Raw genomic sequence first — 21,746 nt, 5'->3', positions numbered from 1 at the left:
CTCACGACGCGAGACACCCGCCCCCTCCGCCGGTTGAGCCGGCACCGAGCGCAGCGAGGCGCCGCGTCGAAACCCCCTCCGCCGGTTGAACCGGCACCTCACGACGCGAGACACCCGCCCCCTCCGCCGGTTGAGCCGGCACCGAGCGCAGCGAGGCGCCGCGTCGAAACCCCCCACCCACTTACGAGCAGTCCGGACTGTTTGTGTGTTACGCTCACCACTGTGACCGAGCCCACCAGCACTCCGCGTCGGCGAACCCAGGCCGAACGCACCGCGGCGACCCGCACCCGGGTCCTCGACGCCGCGGTCGAAGCGCTGGTCGAGGTCGGCTACGCGGCCACCACCACCCAGGAGGTCAACCGGCGCGCAGGCGTCTCCCGCGGCGCACTGCTGCACCACTTCCCCACCCGGGAATCGCTGGTGGTCGCGGCCGTCGCACACCTCGTCGACCGTCGTCTCGAGGAGGTCCTGTCCCGCCCGCGTACGGGTGAGGAGGGACTCGAAGTCCTGATCGAGGCGTTCAGCGGACCGCTGTTCGACGCCGCCCTGGAGCTCTGGGTGGCCGCCCGCTGTGACGTCGGCCTGCGCACCGCCCTCATCCCGCTCGAACAGCGGGTCTCCGACGCCCTCGCCGTGGGTTGCGCCGAGCTGTTCGGCGACCGGTACACCCCGCAGGAACTCGAACTGTCCATCGAACTCGCACGCGGCCTCGCGGTGTCGCGCATCCTGCGATCCCCCGCCGCCGACCGCGACTACCTCGACCGTCTTCTGCCCGTCTGGAAGGACCTGTTGACCCATGACTGAACTCAGTTCGCTCCCCGAACGCGTCGACGTTCTCGTCGTCGGCGTCGGATTCGGCGGCCTCGCCGCACTTCACCGGCTGCGCAAGGACCATCCCGGGCTGCAGACGCTCGCCATCGAGCGCGCCGGCGGCGCCGGCGGGGTCTGGCGCGAGAACGACTACCCGGGTGCCGCCTGCGACGTCCCGACCTCGCTGTACTCGCTGTCGTTCGCCCCGAACCCGGACTGGTCGCACACCTACGGTCGACGCCACGAGATCCACAACTATTTGCGTTCCGTCGCCGCCGATTACGAGGACCAGATCCGCTACGACTGCGCGCTGACCGCGGCCCGCTGGGACGGTGCCGCGCAGGAGTGGGTCGTCGACACGACCACCGGCCGGATCCGCACCCGCTTCCTCGTCGCCGCGCCGGGCGCGCTGTCCGAGCCGGGACTACCCGAGGTGCCGGGCGCCGACGGGTTCACCGGCACGATGTTCCACTCCGCCCACTGGGACCACACCCACGACCTGCGCGGACGTAAGGTCGCGATCGTCGGCACCGGCGCGTCGGCGATCCAGATCGTGCCCGAGATCGTCGACGCCGTCGGACATCTCACCGTCTTCCAGCGCACCCCCGCCTGGGTCGTGCCACGCCTCGACCGCAACATCGGCCCGATGGAACGCGCCGTCTACAAGCGCGTCCCCGGCGTCCATCGCCTGGTCCGACGCATGGTGTGGGCCTACCGCGAGGCCTACGTGCTGATGATGGCGCGCAACCCCAAGCTGCTGCCGATCGCGAAAACCCTTGCCCTGGCACAGCTCCGCGTTCAGGTCCGCGACCGTGCCCTGCGCAAGCGCCTCACCCCCGACTACACCATCGGCTGCAAGCGGATGCTGTTGACCAACAAGTGGTTCCCCGCCCTGCAGCGGGACAACGCCACCGTGACCGGCGCCATCACCCGCCTCACCGCGAACGGCGCCGTCGACGATCAGGGCCGCGAGCACGAGGTCGACACCGTCATCTTCGCCACCGGATTCACCCCCACCGAACCGCCCATCGCGAAGGTCGTCACCGGGCGCGACGGACGCACCCTGGCGGAGACGTGGCAGGGCTCGCCGCGCGCATACCGCGGCGTCGAGGTCCACGGCTTCCCGAATCTGTTCTTCCTGTACGGCCCCAACACCAACCTGGGCCACAGCTCGATCGTGCTGATGCTCGAACCACAGGCGTACTACATGTCGAAGACGATCGCCGAGGTCACCCGGTCCGGACACTCGACCTTCGAGGTCACCCAGGCCGCGCAGGACTCCTACAACGCCGACCTGGACCCCGAACTCGAACGCACGGTGTGGAATTCGGGCGGTTGCTCGAGCTGGTACCTCGACTCCACCGGACGCAACTCGGTGATGTGGCCCAAGTTCACCAGTGACTTCCGTCGGCAGATGGCGTCCTTCGAGGCCGCCGACCACCGCTTCGACGACGCCGTCCCGGCCGTCGCCGAAGCCGTTGAGACCACCGCAATCGACACCGATCCCGAGAGGACCCTCGCCCAGTGACCCGCTCCCGTGTTCGTGACGCCGTTCGTCATGACGTCGACCACTACGACGCCATCGTCATCGGTTCCGGTTTCGGCGGTTCGGTGGCCGCACTCCGGTTGACGGAGAAGGGTTATCGCGTCGCGGTCATCGAGTCGGGTCGTCGTTTCACCGACGCCGACCTCCCCAAGACCAGTTGGCGCCTCCGGGATTACGTGTGGGCACCGGCACTCGGTATGTTCGGCGTGCAGCGCATGCATCTCCTGCGCGACGTGCTGGTCATGGCCGGTGCGGGTGTGGGCGGAGGCTCGCTCAACTACGCGAACACGCTCTACCGGCCGCTCCCCGCCTTCTTCGACGACCCGCACTGGGGCCGGATCACCGACTGGGCCGCCGAACTCGACCCCTACTACGACCAGGCGTCACGCATGCTCGGCGTGACCACCTACCCGAAGGTGACGCCGGCCGACCGGGTGATCCGCAAGGTCGCCGAGGACATGGGCGTCGGCGACACGTTCGTCCACACCCCTGTCGGCGTCTTCTTCGGTGAGCCGGGCAAGACCGTCGAGGACCCGTACTTCGGCGGTGCCGGCCCGGCCCGTACCGGCTGCACCGACTGCGGCGCCTGCATGACCGGCTGCCCGGTCGGCGCGAAGAACACGCTGGTCAAGAACTACCTGTATCTCGCCGAGCAGGCGGGAGCGACGGTCATTCCGCTGACCACCGTCGACACCGTCCGCCCGCGTTCCGGAGGCGGGCACACGGTCGGGGCGCATCGGACGGGTCGACGCCGGTCGCGTCGTGGTCGCCGGTCGTTCACCGCCGACCACGTCGTCTTCGCCGCCGGCACCTACGGCACCAACAAGCTTCTGCTGGACATGCAGCAGAGCGGAACCCTTCCCGGGCTGTCGTCGCGTCTGGGCAAGGTGGTCCGCACCAACTCCGAGGCCGTCCTGGCCGCGACCGCCACCGACCTGAAGGTCGACTACACCGAGGGTGTGGCGATCACGTCGTCGTTCCACCCGAACGAACACGCCCATCGAGCCGGTGCGTTATGGCAAGGGCAGCAACCTGATCGGACTGTTGCAGGCGATGCTGATCGATGGCGACAGCCGTCTGCCTCGTCCGCTGGCGGCTCTGGTCGAGATGATCAAGCACCCGCTCGTCACGTTGCGGGGCCTGTCGGTGCGACGCTGGTCGGAACGCACGATCATCGCGCTGGTGATGCAGACCGCCGACAACTCCCTCGAATTGTTCGCCCGCCGAGGACGTTTCGGACCGATGTTGCGCAGCAAGCAGGGTGCCGGCGAGCCCCCGCCGACCTGGATCCCCGTCGGCCACGAGGCGGTCCGCAAGATGGCCGACGAGATCGACGGCGACGCCGGCGGTTCCATCGTCGACTGGCTGAACATCCCGATGACCGCGCATTTCCTGGGCGGTTGCTCGATCGGACGGTCCGCCGCCGACGGCGTCGTGGACCCGTATCACCGTGTGTTCAACCACCCGGGCCTGCACATCGTCGACGGTTCGACGGTGTCGGCGAACCTCGGCGTGAATCCGTCGCTGACGATCACCGCGCAGGCCGAACGCGCACTCGCCATGTGGCCCAACGCCGGTGAGGCCGATCCGCGGCCGGAGCTCGGTGCGTCGTATGAGCCGGTCGCCCCGGTGCCGCCGGTCCGTCCCACGGTCCCCGAGTACGCACCCGCCGCCCTGCGGTTGCCGATCACGCCGATCTCGAACGCCGGCTGAGCTCGCGACCCCGCTCGTCGAGCCGGTAGCGAGCCACCGCCCCCCGCTCGTTGAGCCGGTAGCGAGCGCCAGCGAGCCACCGCGTCGAACGAGCGACCACCCCCGCTCGTTGAGCCGGTAGCGAGCGCCAGCGAGCCACCGCGTCGAACGAGCGACCACCCCTGCTCGTTGAGCCGGTAGCGAGCGCCAGCGAGCCACCGCGTCGAAACGAGCAACCACCCCACAACCCGCTCGACGCCCAGGACTGGCTCGCTCACCACACCCCGGGCGGCCGCAGCTGGATGCTGATCCGGGCGCCGACGCCGCGCACCTTGGGTACCGCGTGTTCCCAGGTGCGCTGGCAGCTGCCGCCCATGACCAGCAGGTCGCCCGACGACAGGGTGAACTTCAGCGACTTGCCACCGCCTCGCGGGCGCAGCATCAGTGGGCGCGGGGCTCCCAAGGAGACGATCGCCACCATCGTGTCGTGGGTCGACGCCCGGCCGATGCGGTCACCGTGCCAGGCGACCGAGTCGTTGCCGTCGCGGTAGAGGCTGATGCCGGCGGTCGCGAACCCCTCGGGCAGCTCGTCCCGGTAGTGGCGGCTCAACGCGGCCCGCATGTCGGTGATCAGCCCGTCGGGAAACGGATCGTCCTTCTGGTAGATCGAGACCAGCCGCGGGACGTCGACGACACGGTCGTACATCTGACGCCGTTCGGCCCGCCAGGGGACGTTCTCGCGGAGGCGGTCGAAGAGTTCGTCCGGCCCGCCGATCCACCCCGGGCACAGGTCCACCCACGCACCGTCGGTGAGTGGACGCCGCGTCATCGAGGTCGACAGGTCGCCGAGCGCCGTTTCTGCGGCGACCTCGGCGAACAACGAGCCCTGGATGCCGATGGACATGTCGCCACCATACACCCGGATCGAACGCACGTTCGAGCATTGGGGTTCAATCGTTGCCCCGATGCCCGCCGGCTGACGGCTGCCCACCGCTGGCTGAGCCGGTACCGAGCGAAGCGAGGCACCGCGTCGAAGCCCCCGCACCGCCACCTCCACTGCCGGCTGAGCCGGTACCGAGCGCAGCGAGGCACCGCGTCGAAGCCCCCGCACCGCCACCCCCACCGCCGGCTGAGCTGGTACCGAGCGCAGCGAGGCACCGCGTCGAAGCCCCCGCACCGCCACCCTCATGGGTCGATCATGAGCCTCCGCTGCCCACCCTTCATCGCGAGGCCGGGCAGCAGATCCATTCTCCCTTCGACGAGCGCACGACGCTTTGCACGCGACCAACCGTGCAGGCGGCGTTCGGCCGCATGCGCCTCACCGATATGCGGGAACTCTCTTTGATAGACGAGACGAACAGGAAGCCGTGAGCGCGTGTACCTCGAACCTTTCCCACTCATGTGCTGGTTGACGCGGTGCTCGACGTTGCGCGTGCTGCCGACATACAGACTGCCGTCGGCGCACTCGAGGATGTAGACGAAGCCGGACATGGATCGACTGTGGACGATGGCGAGGCCTGCGGCACTGTCGTATCCACAGGTAGTAGCTCGATCCCCAGCGGGTTCGATGTCGGCTTGCGGGTGGCTTCGACGCGGTGCCTCGCTGCGCTCGGTACCGGCTCAGCCAGCAGTAGGGTGCCTCGCTGCGCTCGGTACCGGCTCAGCCAGCGGTAGGGCGCCTCGCTGCGCGAGGAACCGGCTCAGCCCAGCAGTAGGAACCGGCACGACACCGCGCTACTCCCCGCCGAGGTGCCCGCTCAACCGGCCGTGCCGTTCGGCGCTGGCGTCGTTGAGCCCGACGATCGTGACGTCCTTGCCCTTGGCCTCGTACTTGGTGGTGATCGCGTCGAGGGTCGCCACCGACGACGCGTCCCAGACGTGCGAGTCGCTGAGGTCGATGACGACGTTGGATTCGCCGGCGGTGTAGTCGAACTGGTAGACGAGGTCGTTGCTCGAGGCGAAGAACAGTTCGCCCCGGACCTTGTACACGCGCGTGTTGGCGTCAGGTCCGGCGACCTCGACCACCTCCGTCATATGCGCGACGCGACGCGCGAACAGCACCGACGCGGTCAGCACGCCGACGACGACGCCGTACGCCAGATTCGACGTCGCGACCGTCACCGCGACCGTCGCCAGCATCACGACGGTTTCCGACTTCGGCATGCGGCGCAACGTCTTCGGGTTGATGCTGTGCCAGTCGAAGGTGCCGACCGACACCATGATCATCACCGCGACCAGCGCGGCCATCGGGATCTTGGCGACCACATCGCCCAGTCCCACAACGAGTATCAGCAGGAAGACGCCGGCCAGGAACGTCGAGATGCGCGTGCGCGCACGGGATTCCTTGACGTTGATCATCGTCTGGCCGATCATCGCGCAGCCGCCCATGCCGCCGAAGAGGCCGGTGACCAGATTGGCGACTCCCTGCCCGACGGCTTCGCGGGACTTGTTGGAGTGGGTGTCGGTGATGTCGTCGACGAGTTTCGCGGTCATCAGCGACTCGAGGAGACCGACGACGGCGATGGCGAGCGCGTACGGCGCGATGACGGTGAAGGTCTCCCAGGTGAACGGCACGTCGGGCACCAGCAGCGTCGGCAGGCTGTCCGGGAGTTCGCCCTCGTCACCGACATTCGGCACGTTCAGGCTCGCGATCAGGGTCACCCCGGTCAGCAGCACGATGGCGACCAGCGGCGCCGGCACCACGGTCGTCAGGCGCGGGAACCAGACGATGATCGCGATACCGGCGGTCACCATCGGGTACACCAGCCACGGCACGCCCAGCAGATGCGGCACCTGCGCGGAGAAGATGAGGATGGCCAGCGCGTTGACGAAGCCGACCATCACACTGCGCGGGATGAATCGCATCAGCTTGGCGACCCCGAGCGCACCCAGCAGGACCTGGAAGATGCCCCCGAGCAGCACCGCGGCGATCAGGTACTGCAGGCCGTGACTCTCGACGAGCGGTGCGACGACCAGCGCGACCGCACCGGTCGCGGCCGAGATCATCGCGGGTCGTCCGCCGACGATCGCGATGGTCACCGCCATCGTGAACGACGCGAACAGGCCGACCCGCGGGTCGACGCCGGCGATGATCGAGAACGAGATCGCCTCGGGGATCAGGGCCAGCGCGACGACGAGTCCGGCGAGGACCTCGGTGCGCAGCCGACTCGGTGAGCGCAGCGTCAGCAGGACGGACTGGCGGTCGGCCGGCGAGATGGTGGCCGGTGACACCGCGTCGGGGGCGGTCTGCGCGGACTTCCGCACCGCGGACTCCTCTGTATCGGGGTGGTGAACCCGCGGAACTCTACTCGTCCGCGACCCGCCACTCACATCGTCGGACGGTCCGCCCCTCGGCCGCCGTATCGCTCGCTGCGCGATCGGCCTGTTGCCCCCAGAGAACACCCGCGCCCCGGGGTGTGAAGTGGGACACAGCACAGTTGCGGCGACGATGCTTAAATCGTTTCGTTATAAATCACGAGGGGGAAACTCGATGAAGCGCTCCGGTGTCGCCGGTTTGTTGGTTGCTGCCGCCATGCTGATCCCGATCGCCCCGGCGACGGCCAACCCGGTCGACGACCTGTTCGGCAGCGCCAGCGGCAGCCTGGACTCCGGAAGCGCCGCGCTGGGGTCGTCGGGCGGCAAGGTCACCCACTACGGCAAGCTCGGCCGCGCGGGCGCGCCGAACGGCGTGAAGTCGATCAACGTCTGGGCCTACAACCCGAAGGGCGCCAAGGAGACGACGCCGGGCACCTTCGCGAAGAACTCACGCCTCGGCGTGCGCTGGAACTCGATCATCGCCTCCGGCCCCATCGTCGACGGCAACGAGTGCCGCATGGAGGTCCGCCTCGCCGGACCGAAGGTGCCCAAGGAAGCGGCGCTGTACAAGACGCAGGACTGCACCGCGGTGAAGTCCTACTTCTTCAAGGGCGGCGGCAACTTCACCATCCGCGTCACCGACCTGATCTCGGGCGCATCGAACAGCATCGCGTTCTCGGTCGAGTGATCCCTCGACCGGGGACGTAGCACAATGCGGGCTGAGTGCTGGTTTCCAGCACTGAGCCCGCACTGTATGTGAGGAGCTGCGGCACTCACCCCGCCGACACGTCGAACTTCTCCCCGGTGAGACGTTCGGATTCGGCCCAGAGCCGCGCACGGAACGACTCGTCGTCGGCGACCTTCTTGTACTTGTTCCGTCCGGGCGCGCCGTGGAGGCCGAAGAATTTGGTCGGACCGAAGTACGTGCCGGATTCGAGTCCCGACATGGTGGCGGCGTACAGCTGCGGCAACGCCCCGTCGGCGGCGGACTGCGCGATCGGCAGCTTGTTGCCCAGCTTCGCCACGACGTCGGTGAAGTTCTCGCTGCGGCCCTGCAATTCCGTTGCGGCATAACCGGGGTGGGCGATGAACGACTGCTTCGACGAGCCGGCGTCCTTGAGTCGTTTGGCGAGCTCGAGCCCGAACATGAGATTGGCCAGTTTGGAGTCGCCGTAGGCCTGCCAGCGGCGGTAGCGGCGCTGTTCCCAGTTCAGGTCGTCGAGTTGGATCCTCCCGATCTGGTGCACGCCCGACGACACGGTGACGACGCGGTCGGTGATCTTCGGCAGCAGCAGCGCGGTGAGGGCGAAGTGACCGAGGTGGTTGGTGCCGATCTGCATCTCGAAGCCGTCGGCGGTGCGCCGCAGCGGTACGGCCATGAGTCCGGCGTTGTTGATGAGGACGTCGGCGCCGGTGAAGCTCGATGCGAAGGAGCGGACCGAGGCGAGGTCGGCGAGGTCGAGTTCGGCGACCGTCGCGTTGGGTCCCAGCTTCGACGCGACGGCGTCGGCCTTGGTGGTGTTGCGGCAGGCCAGGATGACGTGCGCGCCGGCGGCGACGAGCGCTTTGGCCGTCTCGGCCCCGAGGCCGCTGTTGGCGCCGGTCACCACGACGGTGCGGCCTGTCTGATCCGGAATGTTCGCTGACGTCCAATCGTTCATCGCAACCCCCTGGGTGGTGTGTGGCCCCGGCGTCGTCACCGCGATCCTGCGGCCCACGCTATTGACGACGTAGGACGGCGTCAACGATCCGTCTCGAGCGACCGGGGGGTTTCGACGCGGTGGCTCGCTTCGCTCGCTACCGGCTCAACCTGCAGGACGCGTGGCTCGCTTCGCTCGCTACCGGCTCAACCCGCAGGACGCGGTGGCTCGCTCCGCTCGACCCGCAGGACGCGGTGACTCGCTTCGCTCACTACCGGCTCAACCAACAGAACACGGCGAGTCATCTCGAGCAGACAGTCCCGACGTTCCGGTGCTCACCCGCCGAAGAACGTCGTCAGCCGCAGTGGACTGGCGCCGACGATGCGTCGTGCCGGGCGAAGCAGTTCGGCGATCAGGTTGCGCGACGAGCCGAGTCGTTCGACGAGGTCGGTGGGGGCGTAGAACTCGGTGGGCTGGGTTCGGCCGCGCATGATGCGGCTGCCGAGGAGTTCCCATTCGTCGGCTTCCGCGCCGGCCGCGTCGAGGGCGGCGCCGCTGGCCAGGGCGGGGACGCGACCGGTCTTGGCCATGTCGGACAGGCGGGCGGATTCGTTCACCGGGTCGCCGATGACGGTGTATTCGTAGCGTCGTTCGGCGCCGATGTTGCCGGCGAAGACCTCGCCGAAGGAGACGCCGATCCCCCACCGGATGTCGAGGCTCTTGGCGAGGCGGTCGGCGAGGTCGCGGGCGGCGGCGAGCGCGTGCCCGGCCGGGTCGTCGAGTTCGACGGGCGCCCCGAAGACGGCGAGCGCGGCGTCGCCCTCGAATTTGTTGACGAAGCCGGAGTGCTGGTCGACGACGTCGAAGACGATGCTGAAGAACGCGTTGAGCAGTTCGGCGACGTCGTCGGGACTACGGTCCTGGGACAGCCGCGTCGAGCCGACGATGTCGACGAACAGGACGCCCACCTCGGTGTTGGTGCCATGCATGCCGACGCCGTCGCTGATGGCGAGTTCGGCGACGGTGTCGCCGACGTGGCGGGCGAAGATCTCCCGCATCCGGTCGCGTTCGGCGAGTCCCTGCACCATCACGTTGAATCCGTGTTGCAGCACACCGAGTTCCGACGAGTCGTAGACGGGGACGCGGGCGTTGTAGTCGCCGTGGTCGACGCGGTGGACGGCTTGGCGCATCTCGGTCAGCGGGTCGGTGATGGCCTGTCCGACCAGGACGATGACGCGGGCCCCGGCGAGGAGTCCGACGATGGTGAGCACGACGGTGGTCCAGTCGACGGCGCCGTAGACCTCGGGCAGCATCCCGGTGAAGCGGCCGGCGTTGACGGTCAGCAGCCCGATCATCGGCACCGCCGAACTCACCGCCCACACCGCGAGCAGCCGGATCCGGACGCCGTTCATGACGTGGTTGGCCGGGAAGTCCTCGAGGACGACGATGGCCAGCGGTCGGGCGGCGCGTTCGACGAACAGATAGGTCAGGCAGGCACTCGACATGCCGGCGAGGCTGAACGCCACCGCGACGCCGGCGACGGTCGCGACGGTGAGGTCGTCGGCGACGAGCACATAGAACAGCGCGGCGCCGAACCACGCGACCACGGTGACGAGCAGCTGGAATCCGGGTATTCGTTGCACCGAGCGTCGACGCGCATGGTCGGCGGGCCGGCAGCTGATGAACCAGTGCAGCTGGGGTCGGAAGACCAGCAGTCCGAGCAGCAGGTTGACCAGCAGGCCGGTGATGATCGCGCCGACGACGGCCGGGAAGTTGGGGGCGCCGAGCGTTTCGGCGAAGGTGAGTTGCCCGCCGTTGAAGGCCAGCTGGACGAGGAGGAAGGTCTCGACGCCGATCAGCGCGTTACTGGCGACGACACCGGTCATCGCCGTGACGGTCGCGTGGCGGGCGATGCGGGCCCGCATCTCCGGGCCGACGCGAGCCCACGTCTTGGGGCTCGGAACCGTGGGCAGTCCCCACAGCATCCCGGAGGTGCGGTGTCTCAGTCGCGTCCACGGCACGCCACGGCGGGTGCGGCGCCTGCGTCCCATGGGCTTCTCCTGCCTGAAGGCGATACTGGCAGCCTACCGAAGCGTGTGTAACCGAGGACACATCAAAAGTCCCTTGTCGCCCGGGCGGGTGAGAACAGACCGGCACCCACGCGGGGGATGCGTGGATGCCGGTCCGTGCACCGTCCGGACTCAGGGGTGTCGAGTCCGGTCGGGGGTGTGCGGGAGATCAGGCCTGGAGAGCCTCGATCTCGAGGGTGATGGTGATCTTGTCGCCGACGACGACGCCGCCACCTTCGAGGGGCATCTCGATGTCGATGCCGAAGTCCTTGCGGTTGATGACGGTCTTGGCGTCGAATCCGGCGACGACGCCCTGGCCCATGCCCGGGTTGGTGCCGTTGTACTCGAGCTCGAGGCTGACCGGCTTGGTGACGCCCTTGAGGGTGAAGTCGCCGTCGAGGATGTAGTCGTCGCCCTTGGCGCGCACGCCGGTGGAGACGAAGGTGGCCGTGGGGAACTGCTCGGCGTCGAAGAAGTCGGCCGACTTGATGTGGCCGTCGCGCTGCTCGTTGTTGGTGTTGATCGAGGTCACGTCGATCTCGGCCTGCACGGCCGGGGTGCCGTCCTCGGCGACGGTGATGGTGCCGGAGAAGGTGTCGAAGGTGCCGCGCACCTTGCTGACCATGAGGTGCTTGACGGAGAAACCGACGGCCGAGTGGACGGCGTCGATGTTCCAGGTGCCGGCGGGGATCGGGGCCTTGACGGTGGTGGCTGCGGTCATGATTGCGTCCTTCCAGACGAGCGAGGTGGTTGGTTCGCGTGGGCCTGGTCCACCCATCGCCACTGTAAACGGCCCTCGGTCCGGTTTCATTCCCCGGGGCCGACTTTCTCGTGTGAGACACATCACCCGATGGCGGAAGTCGAGTTTGCGGCCCCCATTTTGCGCAGCGTCCACCGCCGGCGGGGTCGATGGCTCTCACTCGCGCGACGCCGAGCGGCCGGCACCAGCCATCTGAGAGGATGGACCGCCATGAAGCTGTGGGTCGATGATCTGCGCACGCCTCCCGACGGTTGGGCGTGGGCGAAGACGAGCGCGGAGGCGATCGGCATGCTGACCGACCATGCCGTGACGGAGCCGTCTCTCGATCACGACCTCGGGGGCCGACGACACGACGCGTCCGGTGGTGTTGTGGATGTGCGAGCACGAGGTATGGCCCGAGGTCGTGCGGGTGCACAGCGCCAACCCCGTGGGTGTCGAGTGGCTGACGGGCATGGTCGACCGCTACCGCCCATGATCCTGACCGCGTGAGGCGCGGCGTCGTGCCCACCTAGGACGTCAACGGTGAGTCACCGGAGCTGATCCCGGCCCCCGGTCTCGGCACTGTGACCGGACTATCCGCGCCCGATGAGAAGCGCGGCCACCATGAAGGCGATCACGACGAGCGAGATCGCGCAGCCCAGCAGCACCTGCTTGCGCGTGGACATCGGCGCATAGGGGTCGTTGTACTCGTAGCGGTACACGACCTTCGCCGGCTCGGTCGCCGGCGGTTGCGGGGTCGCTGCCGGAGCCCGGTCCGGTGAGCGGCCGTCGACGGGCGGGTTCGCCGCGTTCGACGAGTTGGCATCTGTCACGCCCGCCATCATACCCAACCGGCGAGTGACCCGCCAGCCGAATCCGTGTCGTCTGATCGGTGGAAATTCTTGTCGCAGAACGTATCTGAGAACGACACAATCCGGTGGGACGACCGTACGATTCGGTCACAAGGCCCAGAAGGGGTCTATTTCCAGGCGAATACCGGCTGCTCGAACTCGTCGACGCGGGTGTGGCGGTCGCGCAGCACGACTTCGGCGAACTGGTAGATCACCGCCGCGGTGGGCGCGTGCACCAGCGCCTCGACGATGGGCAGCTGGATCACCGGGCGCTCCGACTGCGGGATCGTCAGGAACCGGGGCTGCACGGCGAGTTCCGCGAACGTCACGAAGAACAGCTGTGCCACCTCGGCGGGGTTCGGCGTGGGCTCCTGGTAGTCCTCGGCCCAGCAGACGATGGGGGTGATCACGAAGCCCGAGCGCGTCGGGTAGTCGTCGAGGGTGCCCAGCACCGAGCTCGGCGGCAGTTGCACCCCGAGTTCCTCGTCGAGCTCGCGCAGTCCCGCGGTGATGTGGTCCTCCCCCGGGTCCAGCCGGCCGCCGGGCAGCGCGAACTGGGCGGCGTGACGCCGCATGGTCGGGGGCCGTTTGCACAGCCAGATCCCCTGCCTGCCGTCTTTCTCGGCCACCGTCAGCACCACGGATGCCGGCCGCGCGCCCGGGACGTCGACCCTGCGGGGGGCGAACCGTTCGACGCGCTCGGCCGCCACGGCCCGTTCGAGGTGAGTCACACCCTCAGTTGATCACGTTTCCCGTCCGACGCCGTGACCGCCTGCCCGAGGTGATAGCTGACCACACTGAGTGCGAACAGGCCGATGCCGAGGTTGAGCACCGCGCCGAAGCCTTCGAGCGCGAAGTCGACGAGGGCGTTGCTCAGCATGAACACCAGCGACGCGATGCGCAGGGTGCGCAGCGGCCAGATCCCGGCCATCCCCCGCCGGCGGGCCAGCATGGCGGGCAACGCCAGCGCCAGCGTCGCGATGCCGCTGAGGAACAGAATCCAGGTGGCGATGCGGTTGTCGGCGAGTTCGATGTAGATGTCGATGTCGTCGAAGCGGTCCTTGGTGAACACGAAGCTGAGCGCGCCGATGACGACGGTGACCGTGGAGAAGGCCACCAGGCTCCAGCCGACGACCGGCACCCAGCGCGGACTGCGGAAGAAGTCGGGGATCAGGCCGACGGCCCGGTCCCGCAGGATCATCAGCCGGTCCGGTGTGCCCTTGCTCGAGTCGAGCAGGCCGCGCACCTGGTCGACGGTGGGGGCGTCGAAGCCCTTGGCGGCGGCCATCTCGAGGAATTCCTCGGCCTGTCGCCGACGACGCTCCGGCAGGCCGTGGGCGACGCCGTCGGCGGCGATCGAGGCCGCGTTGGCGAGGGCTTCGGCACCGGTCGGCGGGGTGAAGTCGCGGACGATGCGGCTGATCAGCAACACCAGCACAACGAGGACGTACATGATCTCCGCCGACGGCCCGTAGAAGTAGTCGTTGTCGCGGGTGACGAACTTGCCGACCTCGTCGAGGAACAGCCCGAAACCGATGCCGCCCAACACCACCGCCGTCACCCGCGCGGTGGCGCCCAGGAACAGCCAGCCGGTGATCAGCGCCAGCATCATCAGCGCACCACCCCACAGGGCGTGGGCGATGTGCAGGGTGCCGCCACCGATCTGCGGGTAGCCGGTCAGGTGCAGGTACAGCCGGGTGATGAGGATCGTGCCGATCGCCAGGATCAGGAACCACTCGACGGCCGCGGTCCCGTAGGCGCTGCGGATGAGCACCGACGTGGCGCGATTTCTCATGCAGAGAAGTATGTGGCCACCCGGACCTTCCGGCCGGTGAAAACCGGCGACGGGTCTGTGCCGTGTACGAGGCGGCGTCCGTGGGAGATCCCTCCCCGGCCGGGGTGCCGCCTTCCGGTGATGGGAACCGGACGGGCGCCGGGCGCGTCTCATTGTCGACGACGTCGCCGGGCCGGGCGCTGCCGCACCGGCCGCGGGCGGGGGTGCCCCCGACCCCCCGACCCCGCATCCGACCCCGAGGGAGGCACCGCCGTGGACACTGTCGGCGCACCCGCACCGGTGACACCCCCGCTGCCGTACCGCGGCCGTCCCGCAGGCCGGCGATGAGCATCACCCGCTACCGGACGGGGTCGGGTGAGCTGCGCTGGCGGGTGCAGTGGCGGCTGCCCGACCGGCGGACCCGGAGCAAGACGTTCGGCACGCGGCGCGAGGCGCAGGCCTTCGAGGCCGAGGCGATCGCCGCCCGCAACCGGGGTGTGGTGTTCGACCCGCATCGCGGCGACGCGTTCACCGTCGCCGCGGTCTATGCGTCCTGGCTGGCCACCCGCCAGGACGTGACCCCGAAGGTCCGGCGGGGTTTCGAGGACAACTGGCGGCTGTACGTGCAGCCGCAGTTCGGGGCGTGGCCGGTGACCCGGGTGGACCGGGCGTCGATCCAGACGTGGGTGAACGCGATGGACTGTGCGCCGCGCACCAAAAGGTGGCGGCATTCGCTGCTGCGGATGATCCTGGCGCACGCCGTGCTCGAGGGTCTGCTGGTGAAGAACCCGGCCGAGGTGACGGTGTTTCCGCCGCTGGTGCCGGCCGAGCACCTCTACCTCACCCACGCCGAGGTCGACGAGCTCGCCGGGCGGTGCGGCGCGCAGGGTGACATCGTGCGCATCCTGGCCTACACCGGGCTGCGCTGGGGTGAGCTGACCGGGCTGAACGTGGCCGACGTCGATCTGGTCCGCCGCCGGATCTCGGTGCGGCGGTCGATGACCCAGGTCGGCGGGCGACTGGTGACCGGCACCCCGAAGAGCCGCGCCGGGCTGCGGACCGTGCCCATCCCGGGGTCCGTGGTGGCGGTGCTGGCCGCCCGGATCGGTGGACGTGCCCGCACCGCCCCGGCGGTCACCTCACCGCGCGGGGCGCGGCTGAGCCGGGAGAACTGGGTGCGCGCGGTGCGGTGGCGTGAGCAGGTCACCGCGCTGGGCTACCCGGCACTGCGGGTGCACGATCTGCGCCACACCTATGCGAGTCTGGCCCGCGCGGCCGGCGCGGATCTGCGTCTGCTGCAGGTGGCGATGGGGCACGCGTCGATCACGGTGACCGCCCACACCTATGCCGACCTGTTCGACGGCGAGCTCGACGCGGTGGCCGCGGCGCTCGATGCGCGCCTCACCGCGATCCGCTCCGACCGGTGACAACCCCTACCGCGCGGCAATTCCCCTCGTCCCAGCCAGATCCCAGCTCTCCGCGTCGCCATGCGGGTCCGCACCCGCGCGCCCACGACACGAGCAGCGAACTACCCGCGGGCGGCCACGGCCTTCTTGGCTGCCTCGAGCAGGTGCTCCGCCGCGCGGCTCATCTTCGTCAACTCCGCGGCGGCGAGGTTCTGATGCGTGTAGGCCGCTTTGTTCTTCAGGTTGAGGAGGATGTTCAGATACCGCTCGGATCCCCTGTCTGCCCGCTTGAGCAACGCGACGGCCTCGCTGTGGTTCCCGGTGTTGGAGTGCACGCCGAGCCGCACGCAGCAGATCACGTCCGAGGCTGCGATACCTGCATCCACGTAGAGGTCCCCGGCTGCGTTGGGCATCTCCGGTCCGAGATGGTCGGCGGCCGCGAAGAACTCGGTCGCCTTGGCCATGCGCCCGGCCGTGACCGCGGCGTCACAGTTCCGCTGTCCCGCCATCAGGACCTCCTCGCCGGGCGCAGCTGCGCGGTGAACCAGGCCCGTGTCCCCGCAACGGTCAGGCCCTGTTTCGACACGTCGTCGAGCAGAGGCTCACCGGCGGCGACCGCGGCGCGCAACTCGTCCTCCGTGTACTCGATGATCCGGCCGTCGTTGCCGGTCCACGCGGTGACCAGACGAGCGAGCTCGGTGACCCGCTGGTCCCACCCGTCGTCCTCAGAGTCGGTGGCGCGCACCAGGAACACGTCGATGTCGCTGTCCAGCCTCATCCGCCCGGTCGCCGCCGACCCGAACACCGCGGCGTACCGGAGCGACCCCTCCCACTCGGTGAGATGCTGTTCGAGGCGATGCAGGAACGTCGAGTTCAGCCGCGACAGCGCCATGATCGGCTGGGCTGCGAGATGCTCGGTGTTGAGACGGTAGGTATGGGTCCGCCCCACTTCATCGTGCAGCACCACGCCCTGTGCGCTGAGCCGGTTGAGGACCTTGCGGATGCCTTCGCCTGATGCGGTGCCGAGGATGCGCTGGACCTGGCTGATCGTGAACGTGACATCAGCGCTCGCCAGAACCGCGAGCACGTCGCCGTCCAGGGTCGGCGTCACCGTGGCGAACGGCTTGTTGAGCTGCATGACCAACCCCTTCTCCAACGAAAGTTAGAGTAACACAACTATAGTTGGAGAACGGCTGGATGGCCACGCGGCTCGTCCCGGATGGACCACCGTATGCAGCGCCGTCAGCCGGGAGGACGTCGCCGGACTCCATCACGGACTGGGCAGATAGACCACCGAGAACCCGCACCGACAGCCGGCCCCCATCGGCCAGTGACCCACGCCGTGGGCACCACCCCCGGCACCGATGCCGGAACACGAAAAAACCTCCCGGGTGAACCGGGAGGTTTTCGTCGGTGGCCAGAGTCGGGATCGAACCGACGACCTTCCGCTTTTCAGAACGGCGGCCGACCGTTCTCCCAGCTCAGCTCGCGAGCCTCATCGCCGTGACCTGGGCGTTCTCTGTGCCGATCGCGGGGCGGGTTGCGGTGAATGGGTCATCGGTGGGTCATCGGTGGGTCCGATCGCACAGCTGTTCCCCGGGCAACCCAGCCGAGCGGGCCAGCGGGACGGTGACGCGGTACGGGCCCGGTATCAGTCGTCGTGATCGAGCTGCACCCTCGGCCGTTCGAACCACGCGACGACGTCGACACCGTTCCCCTCCATGACCGGCTTGTCCATCCGCGTCATTCGCCAGCCGTCGGCCAGTAGCGCAACGATCCGCGGCTTCAGCTCGTACATGGTCGGAGCCGAGATCCGGATGCGCTCCGGTTCCGTCACAGGTACTGTCCCGCTCCTGGCACCTGGGCGCACGGTACCTGCCGGTGCCACGGCACACTCACGGCTGTGGCCCTCTCCGCAGCGCGTCGCGGAGCTCGCACATCCACATCTGGGTGAACTCCACCCGGTCCGTCGCGGGCACGTCCACGGCGATCAGCTCGGCCATGACAGTGGCGGTGCGGAGGTCCAACTCCGGGTCATCGGACAGGAGGAACGCCACGGCTGCCCGCTCCACCATGGGCATGTTCGGTCCGGGATAACCGGCCGAGGCCGCACGCATCAGCCTCGTCTCCCAGGCGCGCCGCTCCCTAGTCATCGTCATCTCGTTCCTCGCGGCGGAGCACCAGTGCCAGCGTCGGTTCGCCGACCAGCTTCGGAAGCGGCTCCGGATCAGTGATCACCCACGCCGCAGCGTCGACACCGGCGACCGCACGCGCCGCATCGCTCGGATGCTCGAACCGGCCCAAGTAGCTGGGCCGGCCACTCAGCTCCTGCACCTCGGTGAGCATGGCTGTTGCGATCGCCGAGTACGCAGCCTCGTACCCGTCGACAAGGATTAACGCGTCCCCCGGTAGCTGGTCGAGCAGGCGGCGCAGCTCCGCGACCGTCCTCGGCGGCGGGAACTCGACGTTCTCGGTCACGGTTCCTCGCTCGCGGGCCGGATCACCACGGTGTCGCCGGGCTCCCACCCGCAGCTGCCGACGCACTCGTTCACCTCTGCGTGCTCCTCGATCACGTGGTTCGCCAGGTCCACCAGACCCTCTGGCCGGTGCCACGCCACGGTGCCGTGCACCAGTTCGGCGGCCTGGATCGTCTCCGCGGTGAAGTCGGCGAACACGCTGTCCGGTGGGTTGTCTCGAAGCAAGTAGGAGAAGTCGGTGTCGTGGATCAGACCCGACCGGTGCTCGATGCGCAGCACGGTGCCGCCGCGTGGCTCGATGCGGACAACGTCGCTGTCGCTCATCGCACACGCTCGATCGCCGCGATCAACCCCGACTCGATCTCGGTGCCGTCGCTGAACCTGATCCGCCACGTGCGCAGCACCGACGGGTAGGCCAGTACCTCGAAGCCGCTGTACCTCTCCCCGTCGATCACGCTGACCTCCCCGTGCGTCATGTCCCAGTGCGAGTCCGGGTCGTCGCCGTAGCAGGTCACCCGCCACAGGCCGCGGCGGTCAGCGTCGAGATCGTTGACCTGTTCGCCGAGCGGCTCGTAGTCGTGCTTCGAGGCCGCAGCGCATGCCACGCACAGCGTGCGCAGCCAGCCGTGCGGGGTCGCGTGCCTCACGCCCGGCTCACCGCACAGCTCGCAGGCGACCTCACACCGGGCTTCGGCCTCGCGCACCAGCTCGCGCATGCGGTCGTGGTCGGCCTCGGACACGCCCTCGGACGCACCGAAGTAGTAGCGGAGGCCTCCCAACTTCTCCTTGCACTGGTGAACCTCGTACCCCGGGTCGATCTCGGCGAGCTGCTGATCCAGTTCGATGACGATCGGGTACCAGCCGCGCGAGCAGCTGATCCACCGACCCCAGTTCGGCGGGATACGGCGCATGATCGCGCGCAGGCCGTCCTCGAAACCCTCAGCGTCACGGGGCATGTGGATCTTGTCGAGCAGAGCCTCGCGGTCCAGCTTGGTATTCGCCTGCTGGATCGCCGCGAAGGCGGCGTCGGCGCCCTCACGGTCTCGCGAAAGCAGCGCGCCGGCGAGGTCGCTGATCGCGGCGTTGCTCGCGGCGAGGCTGGCCTTCTCGGCGTCGGTCATCTCCATGGCGTCGTCCTGAGCCACCGCGGCGAACCACTTCCTCGTCGACCGGTAGCCGGTGCGGGCGTCGGCCTCAGCTGGGCCAGCGCCCCACAGCGTCGGTGCCCACAGTTCCACCGCAGCGTCGAGCGCCCCCGGCTCACCGAGTACCGCACGGACTCCGGCAACCTCACCGCTCGACCAGACGCTTCCGTACGGCTCCCAGCCATCACGGCGGACGAGAGCGGCACGCTCGCGGAGGTCTGCGGCGCGACGGTCACGATCTTCTGAGCTCGGCATGCGGCCAGTGTGGACGCCTGCACTGACACCGCGCGAGCCATTTCCTCGATGCACGTTCCGTTGCAGATGCACCGGAACCAGCAACATCGCCTAGACCAGCGACAGCGTCCCGGCGTGATGCAGGATCGCCGAACCAGTCTGCGCCGCTTGAGATTCAAGCCACCCGATGTCAGTTCGACATGGCAGTCTTCGTTGGATGAGCAACACCACCGCTACCCGTCCCGTGATCCGCGCCAGCACCGCAGACATCGCCCGCACCGCCGAGTTCCTGAGCCTGCTGTTCGACGCGCCGGTGATGATCACGGCGTCGGATGAAGTGGTAGCCGCACCGGCGGAACCGCACCTGGTGATGATCGTCGCGGAGACGGGAGGCTCGGCGTGATCACGGAGGTCAAGCTCCAGTCCAACGACGGCGCCTCCACCGCGCGTTTCTGGTCGGCCATCTTCGGTGTGCCGGCCGAGGAACTTGGCGACGGCCTCTGGCACATCACCCCAGCTGCAGGTCCTGTCGTGGTGGTGTCCACTGCGCGGGTGGTCGAGACGATCAGCCGGTACGTCGACCTCACCGTCGCCGTGGACTCCGGTGCGGCGGATCGACTGCGCGCGTTGGGATTCGAGGTGGCGGAGGACGGACGCCAGGCCGTGGACGTCAACGGCACCGATGGGACTGTGTTCCTGGTGCAGCCGTAGTCAGAGTCCGAGCACGGTGACTGCGTTGCCGATGAGCGGTGCTGACTCCCGGACGTACCGGGTGACCATCGCCGGCGTCCTGTGTCCGGTCTGCCGCATGATGCTGTGGTGATCGGCCCCGGCCCGAGCTGCCTGCGTCACGAACCCGGCGCGCAGCGAGTGGCCACCGAGTCTCGCGACAGCTTCCGGTTCGAATCCGGCTCGCAGCGCACGCCGTCGGATCACCGCATGGACACCGGCACCTGACAGCGGACCTGTGGACAGCACCCCGTTGCGGCACGACCGGAACACGGGCGCCCGGCGGTCGATCCTCGGTGCGCGCGACCGGCACGTGTGCCGGCTCCCGAACGGCGCGGCGTCGGTGAGCAGACGGATCACCGCGTCCTCGCCTCCGGCGTCGTACTCGGAAACCACTGCGGCCCAACGGACGAACGCGCACGCGGGGCAACGCAGCGGGTCCTTCGTCCGAGGCAACGGGAACACGGCGCCCTCACCGAGCTGATCCGTCTTCGACTTCCTCAGGTGCACATGGATGCCGTCCGCCGCGTGCAGCTCGACGTCGCCGCCGGTGAGCCCGCTGAGCTCGCTGCGGCGAAACGCACCCGCGAACCCCATCAGGAGCAGCGCGCTGTCTCGTCGCTCGCACACCTGCGACGCCCAGCCCGTTGCCTGCTCCCGCGCCGTGGAGACCAGCAGCACTATGTCGTCGGTGAGCAGCGGAGTCCGGGGCTGCCGTGGGCGGTCACCGCGGCTGGCGTACTGCCGCCGGATACCGCTCATCGTCTGCCGAACCAGCTCGTGCGCTGCGGGGTTCGGGTCCAGCCCGGCTCGTCGGTGCCGATCGAAGATCGCGGCGGTCCACTTGCTGAGCGTCACTGTGGAGTACGCGCGCTCCCCGTTCCCGTTGACGGTCTCGGCCGCGTCGACCAAGTACGCCGCGATCACCGTGGGGTGTGCCGGCAGCGACTCGTACCCGCTGCGCCGGCACCAGCCCTCGAACCGCCGCCACGCCGAGCTGTAGGCCCTTCTCGTCCCCTCCGACTGACTGTCGATGGTGGCCATACGGATCCGTTCCACCACATCGACGGGGAGGTCCGGCGGCTGTGCGGCGGCGGTCACTGCGGGAAGCATCATGGCGCGGAAGGTAGGCCCGACACCCTCGCAGCGCAGGTACGCGGCGCGGGTACGGACACCCCGACAATCTGCCCCAACCACCGAGAATCCACACGCTTCCCCGCCCGTTTCCCCAGCTCACCGGCCTGCCATGTGCGGGAATGACATTTCTCGCCGGCTCGCGCGCATCCATCGCGAGTGACTGTGCGGGGGCTGGTGGAGAG

General features: G+C 68.7%; 23 protein-coding genes and 2 pseudogenes. 8 read left to right on the top strand and 17 right to left on the bottom strand.

Translation table 11 applies throughout. The annotated features are described in order from the left end of the window. The first annotated feature begins 222 nt into the window (after window positions 1-222). From BPODLACK_RS21080 to BPODLACK_RS21070, 3 genes and pseudogenes are all read left to right on the top strand, one after another. Entirely contained in the window at window positions 223-804 is a 582-nt protein-coding gene (locus BPODLACK_RS21080; RefSeq protein ID WP_159406164.1) for a TetR/AcrR family transcriptional regulator, read from the top strand. Then, on the top strand, window positions 797-2,338 hold the full coding sequence (locus BPODLACK_RS21075) for a flavin-containing monooxygenase (RefSeq protein ID WP_024498638.1): 1,542 nt from the start codon (window positions 797-799) through the stop codon (window positions 2,336-2,338). The genes BPODLACK_RS21080 and BPODLACK_RS21075 overlap by 8 nt, the downstream gene beginning before the upstream one ends. Beyond that, a pseudogene (locus BPODLACK_RS21070) lies at window positions 2,335-4,069 on the top strand (GMC oxidoreductase). Before BPODLACK_RS21075 ends, BPODLACK_RS21070 begins: the two are co-directional and overlap by 4 nt. Window positions 4,070-4,322: 253 nt before the next feature. On the opposite strand, the gene BPODLACK_RS21065 reads toward BPODLACK_RS21070, so the two are convergent. From BPODLACK_RS21065 to BPODLACK_RS21055, 3 genes are all read right to left on the bottom strand, one after another. After that, on the bottom strand, window positions 4,323-4,952 hold the full coding sequence (locus tag BPODLACK_RS21065) for an alpha-ketoglutarate-dependent dioxygenase AlkB (protein WP_006435411.1): 630 nt from the start codon (window positions 4,950-4,952) through the stop codon (window positions 4,323-4,325). A gap of 281 nt (window positions 4,953-5,233) precedes the next feature. Then, window positions 5,234-5,539 carry a GIY-YIG nuclease family protein gene (locus BPODLACK_RS21060; RefSeq protein ID WP_006435410.1) on the bottom strand — a complete coding sequence of 102 codons (306 nt, stop codon included), beginning with the start codon at window positions 5,537-5,539 and terminating at the stop codon, window positions 5,234-5,236. A gap of 243 nt (window positions 5,540-5,782) precedes the next feature. Then, window positions 5,783-7,312 (bottom strand): SulP family inorganic anion transporter, encoded by a 1,530-nt coding sequence (locus BPODLACK_RS21055; RefSeq protein ID WP_394854780.1) that lies wholly within the window; start codon window positions 7,310-7,312, stop codon window positions 5,783-5,785. A gap of 226 nt (window positions 7,313-7,538) precedes the next feature. Between BPODLACK_RS21055 and BPODLACK_RS21050 the strand changes: the two genes are divergently transcribed. Then, window positions 7,539-8,051, top strand: coding sequence for a hypothetical protein (locus BPODLACK_RS21050; RefSeq protein ID WP_159406163.1), 513 nt, complete (start codon window positions 7,539-7,541; stop codon window positions 8,049-8,051). Between the two features lie 85 nt (window positions 8,052-8,136). Here the strand turns inward: BPODLACK_RS21050 and BPODLACK_RS21045 are convergent, their stop codons facing one another. From BPODLACK_RS21045 to BPODLACK_RS21035, 3 genes are all read right to left on the bottom strand, one after another. Next, window positions 8,137-9,024 (bottom strand): oxidoreductase, encoded by an 888-nt coding sequence (locus tag BPODLACK_RS21045; protein WP_006435407.1) that lies wholly within the window; start codon window positions 9,022-9,024, stop codon window positions 8,137-8,139. A gap of 314 nt (window positions 9,025-9,338) precedes the next feature. Next, on the bottom strand, window positions 9,339-11,054 hold the full coding sequence (locus BPODLACK_RS21040; protein WP_159406162.1) for an adenylate/guanylate cyclase domain-containing protein: 1,716 nt from the start codon (window positions 11,052-11,054) through the stop codon (window positions 9,339-9,341). A gap of 187 nt (window positions 11,055-11,241) precedes the next feature. Next, complete coding sequence (locus BPODLACK_RS21035; RefSeq protein WP_006435405.1) at window positions 11,242-11,793, bottom strand: YceI family protein; 552 nt, start codon at window positions 11,791-11,793, stop codon at window positions 11,242-11,244. 129 nt (window positions 11,794-11,922) lie between these two features. Between BPODLACK_RS21035 and BPODLACK_RS23945 the strand changes: the two are divergent. Further along, window positions 11,923-12,307 (top strand): annotated as a pseudogene (locus BPODLACK_RS23945) (cyclic-phosphate processing receiver domain-containing protein). Window positions 12,308-12,404: 97 nt separating this feature from the next. Here BPODLACK_RS23945 and BPODLACK_RS21025 read toward each other — a convergent pair. The 3 genes from BPODLACK_RS21025 to BPODLACK_RS21015 all read right to left on the bottom strand — a co-directional run bounded on the left by BPODLACK_RS21025 (window position 12,405) and on the right by BPODLACK_RS21015 (window position 14,436). Next, a complete protein-coding gene (locus BPODLACK_RS21025; RefSeq protein WP_232513116.1) occupies window positions 12,405-12,653 on the bottom strand; it encodes a hypothetical protein in 249 nt (82 codons plus the stop codon). A gap of 137 nt (window positions 12,654-12,790) precedes the next feature. Next, window positions 12,791-13,393: an NUDIX hydrolase gene (locus BPODLACK_RS21020; protein ID WP_024498630.1), complete on the bottom strand. Its 603-nt coding sequence runs from the start codon at window positions 13,391-13,393 to the stop codon at window positions 12,791-12,793. After that, window positions 13,390-14,436 carry a hypothetical protein gene (locus BPODLACK_RS21015; RefSeq protein WP_159406167.1) on the bottom strand — a complete coding sequence of 349 codons (1,047 nt, stop codon included), beginning with the start codon at window positions 14,434-14,436 and terminating at the stop codon, window positions 13,390-13,392. The genes BPODLACK_RS21020 and BPODLACK_RS21015 overlap by 4 nt, the downstream gene beginning before the upstream one ends. Window positions 14,437-14,780: 344 nt before the next feature. On the opposite strand from BPODLACK_RS21015, the gene BPODLACK_RS21010 reads away from it, so the two are divergent. Next, window positions 14,781-15,863, top strand: a complete 1,083-nt coding sequence (locus BPODLACK_RS21010) for a tyrosine-type recombinase/integrase (protein WP_159406161.1) — start codon at window positions 14,781-14,783, stop codon at window positions 15,861-15,863. 101 nt (window positions 15,864-15,964) lie between these two features. Here BPODLACK_RS21010 and BPODLACK_RS21005 read toward each other — a convergent pair whose 3' ends face one another. From BPODLACK_RS21005 to BPODLACK_RS20975, 7 genes are all read right to left on the bottom strand, one after another. Next, a complete protein-coding gene (locus BPODLACK_RS21005; RefSeq protein ID WP_024498628.1) occupies window positions 15,965-16,351 on the bottom strand; it encodes a hypothetical protein in 387 nt (128 codons plus the stop codon). Next, window positions 16,351-16,980, bottom strand: coding sequence for a nucleotidyltransferase domain-containing protein (locus tag BPODLACK_RS21000; RefSeq protein ID WP_024498627.1), 630 nt, complete (start codon window positions 16,978-16,980; stop codon window positions 16,351-16,353). Before BPODLACK_RS21000 ends, BPODLACK_RS21005 begins: the two co-directional genes overlap by 1 nt. A 513-nt stretch (window positions 16,981-17,493) precedes the next feature. Next, a complete protein-coding gene (locus BPODLACK_RS20995; protein WP_159406160.1) occupies window positions 17,494-17,679 on the bottom strand; it encodes a hypothetical protein in 186 nt (61 codons plus the stop codon). Window positions 17,680-17,737: 58 nt separating this feature from the next. After that, window positions 17,738-17,995 carry a hypothetical protein gene (locus BPODLACK_RS20990; protein WP_236577742.1) on the bottom strand — a complete coding sequence of 86 codons (258 nt, stop codon included), beginning with the start codon at window positions 17,993-17,995 and terminating at the stop codon, window positions 17,738-17,740. Continuing rightward, window positions 17,988-18,320 carry a hypothetical protein gene (locus BPODLACK_RS20985; RefSeq protein WP_159406159.1) on the bottom strand — a complete coding sequence of 111 codons (333 nt, stop codon included), beginning with the start codon at window positions 18,318-18,320 and terminating at the stop codon, window positions 17,988-17,990. The genes BPODLACK_RS20990 and BPODLACK_RS20985 overlap by 8 nt, the downstream gene beginning before the upstream one ends. Then, a complete protein-coding gene (locus BPODLACK_RS20980; RefSeq protein WP_159406158.1) occupies window positions 18,317-18,643 on the bottom strand; it encodes a hypothetical protein in 327 nt (108 codons plus the stop codon). The genes BPODLACK_RS20985 and BPODLACK_RS20980 overlap by 4 nt, the downstream gene beginning before the upstream one ends. Next, window positions 18,640-19,719 carry a hypothetical protein gene (locus tag BPODLACK_RS20975; RefSeq protein WP_159406157.1) on the bottom strand — a complete coding sequence of 360 codons (1,080 nt, stop codon included), beginning with the start codon at window positions 19,717-19,719 and terminating at the stop codon, window positions 18,640-18,642. Before BPODLACK_RS20975 ends, BPODLACK_RS20980 begins: the two co-directional genes overlap by 4 nt. A gap of 196 nt (window positions 19,720-19,915) precedes the next feature. On the opposite strand from BPODLACK_RS20975, the gene BPODLACK_RS20970 reads away from it, so the two are divergent. Beyond that, window positions 19,916-20,101 (top strand): hypothetical protein, encoded by a 186-nt coding sequence (locus BPODLACK_RS20970; RefSeq protein WP_159406156.1) that lies wholly within the window; start codon window positions 19,916-19,918, stop codon window positions 20,099-20,101. Next, window positions 20,098-20,409 carry a hypothetical protein gene (locus BPODLACK_RS20965; protein ID WP_159406155.1) on the top strand — a complete coding sequence of 104 codons (312 nt, stop codon included), beginning with the start codon at window positions 20,098-20,100 and terminating at the stop codon, window positions 20,407-20,409. The genes BPODLACK_RS20970 and BPODLACK_RS20965 overlap by 4 nt, the downstream gene beginning before the upstream one ends. Here BPODLACK_RS20965 and BPODLACK_RS20960 read toward each other — a convergent pair whose 3' ends face one another. Then, entirely contained in the window at window positions 20,410-21,543 is a 1,134-nt protein-coding gene (locus BPODLACK_RS20960; RefSeq protein WP_159406154.1) for a site-specific integrase, read from the bottom strand. Between the last annotated feature and the right edge of the window lie 203 nt (window positions 21,544-21,746).

The organism is Gordonia sp. YY1 (genome assembly GCF_009872315.1).
Classification (GTDB): Bacteria; Actinomycetota; Actinomycetes; order Mycobacteriales; family Mycobacteriaceae; genus Gordonia; species Gordonia amicalis.
The sequence above is the reverse complement of the archived record's forward strand: the minus strand, read 5'-3'. Positions and strand labels throughout refer to the sequence as shown.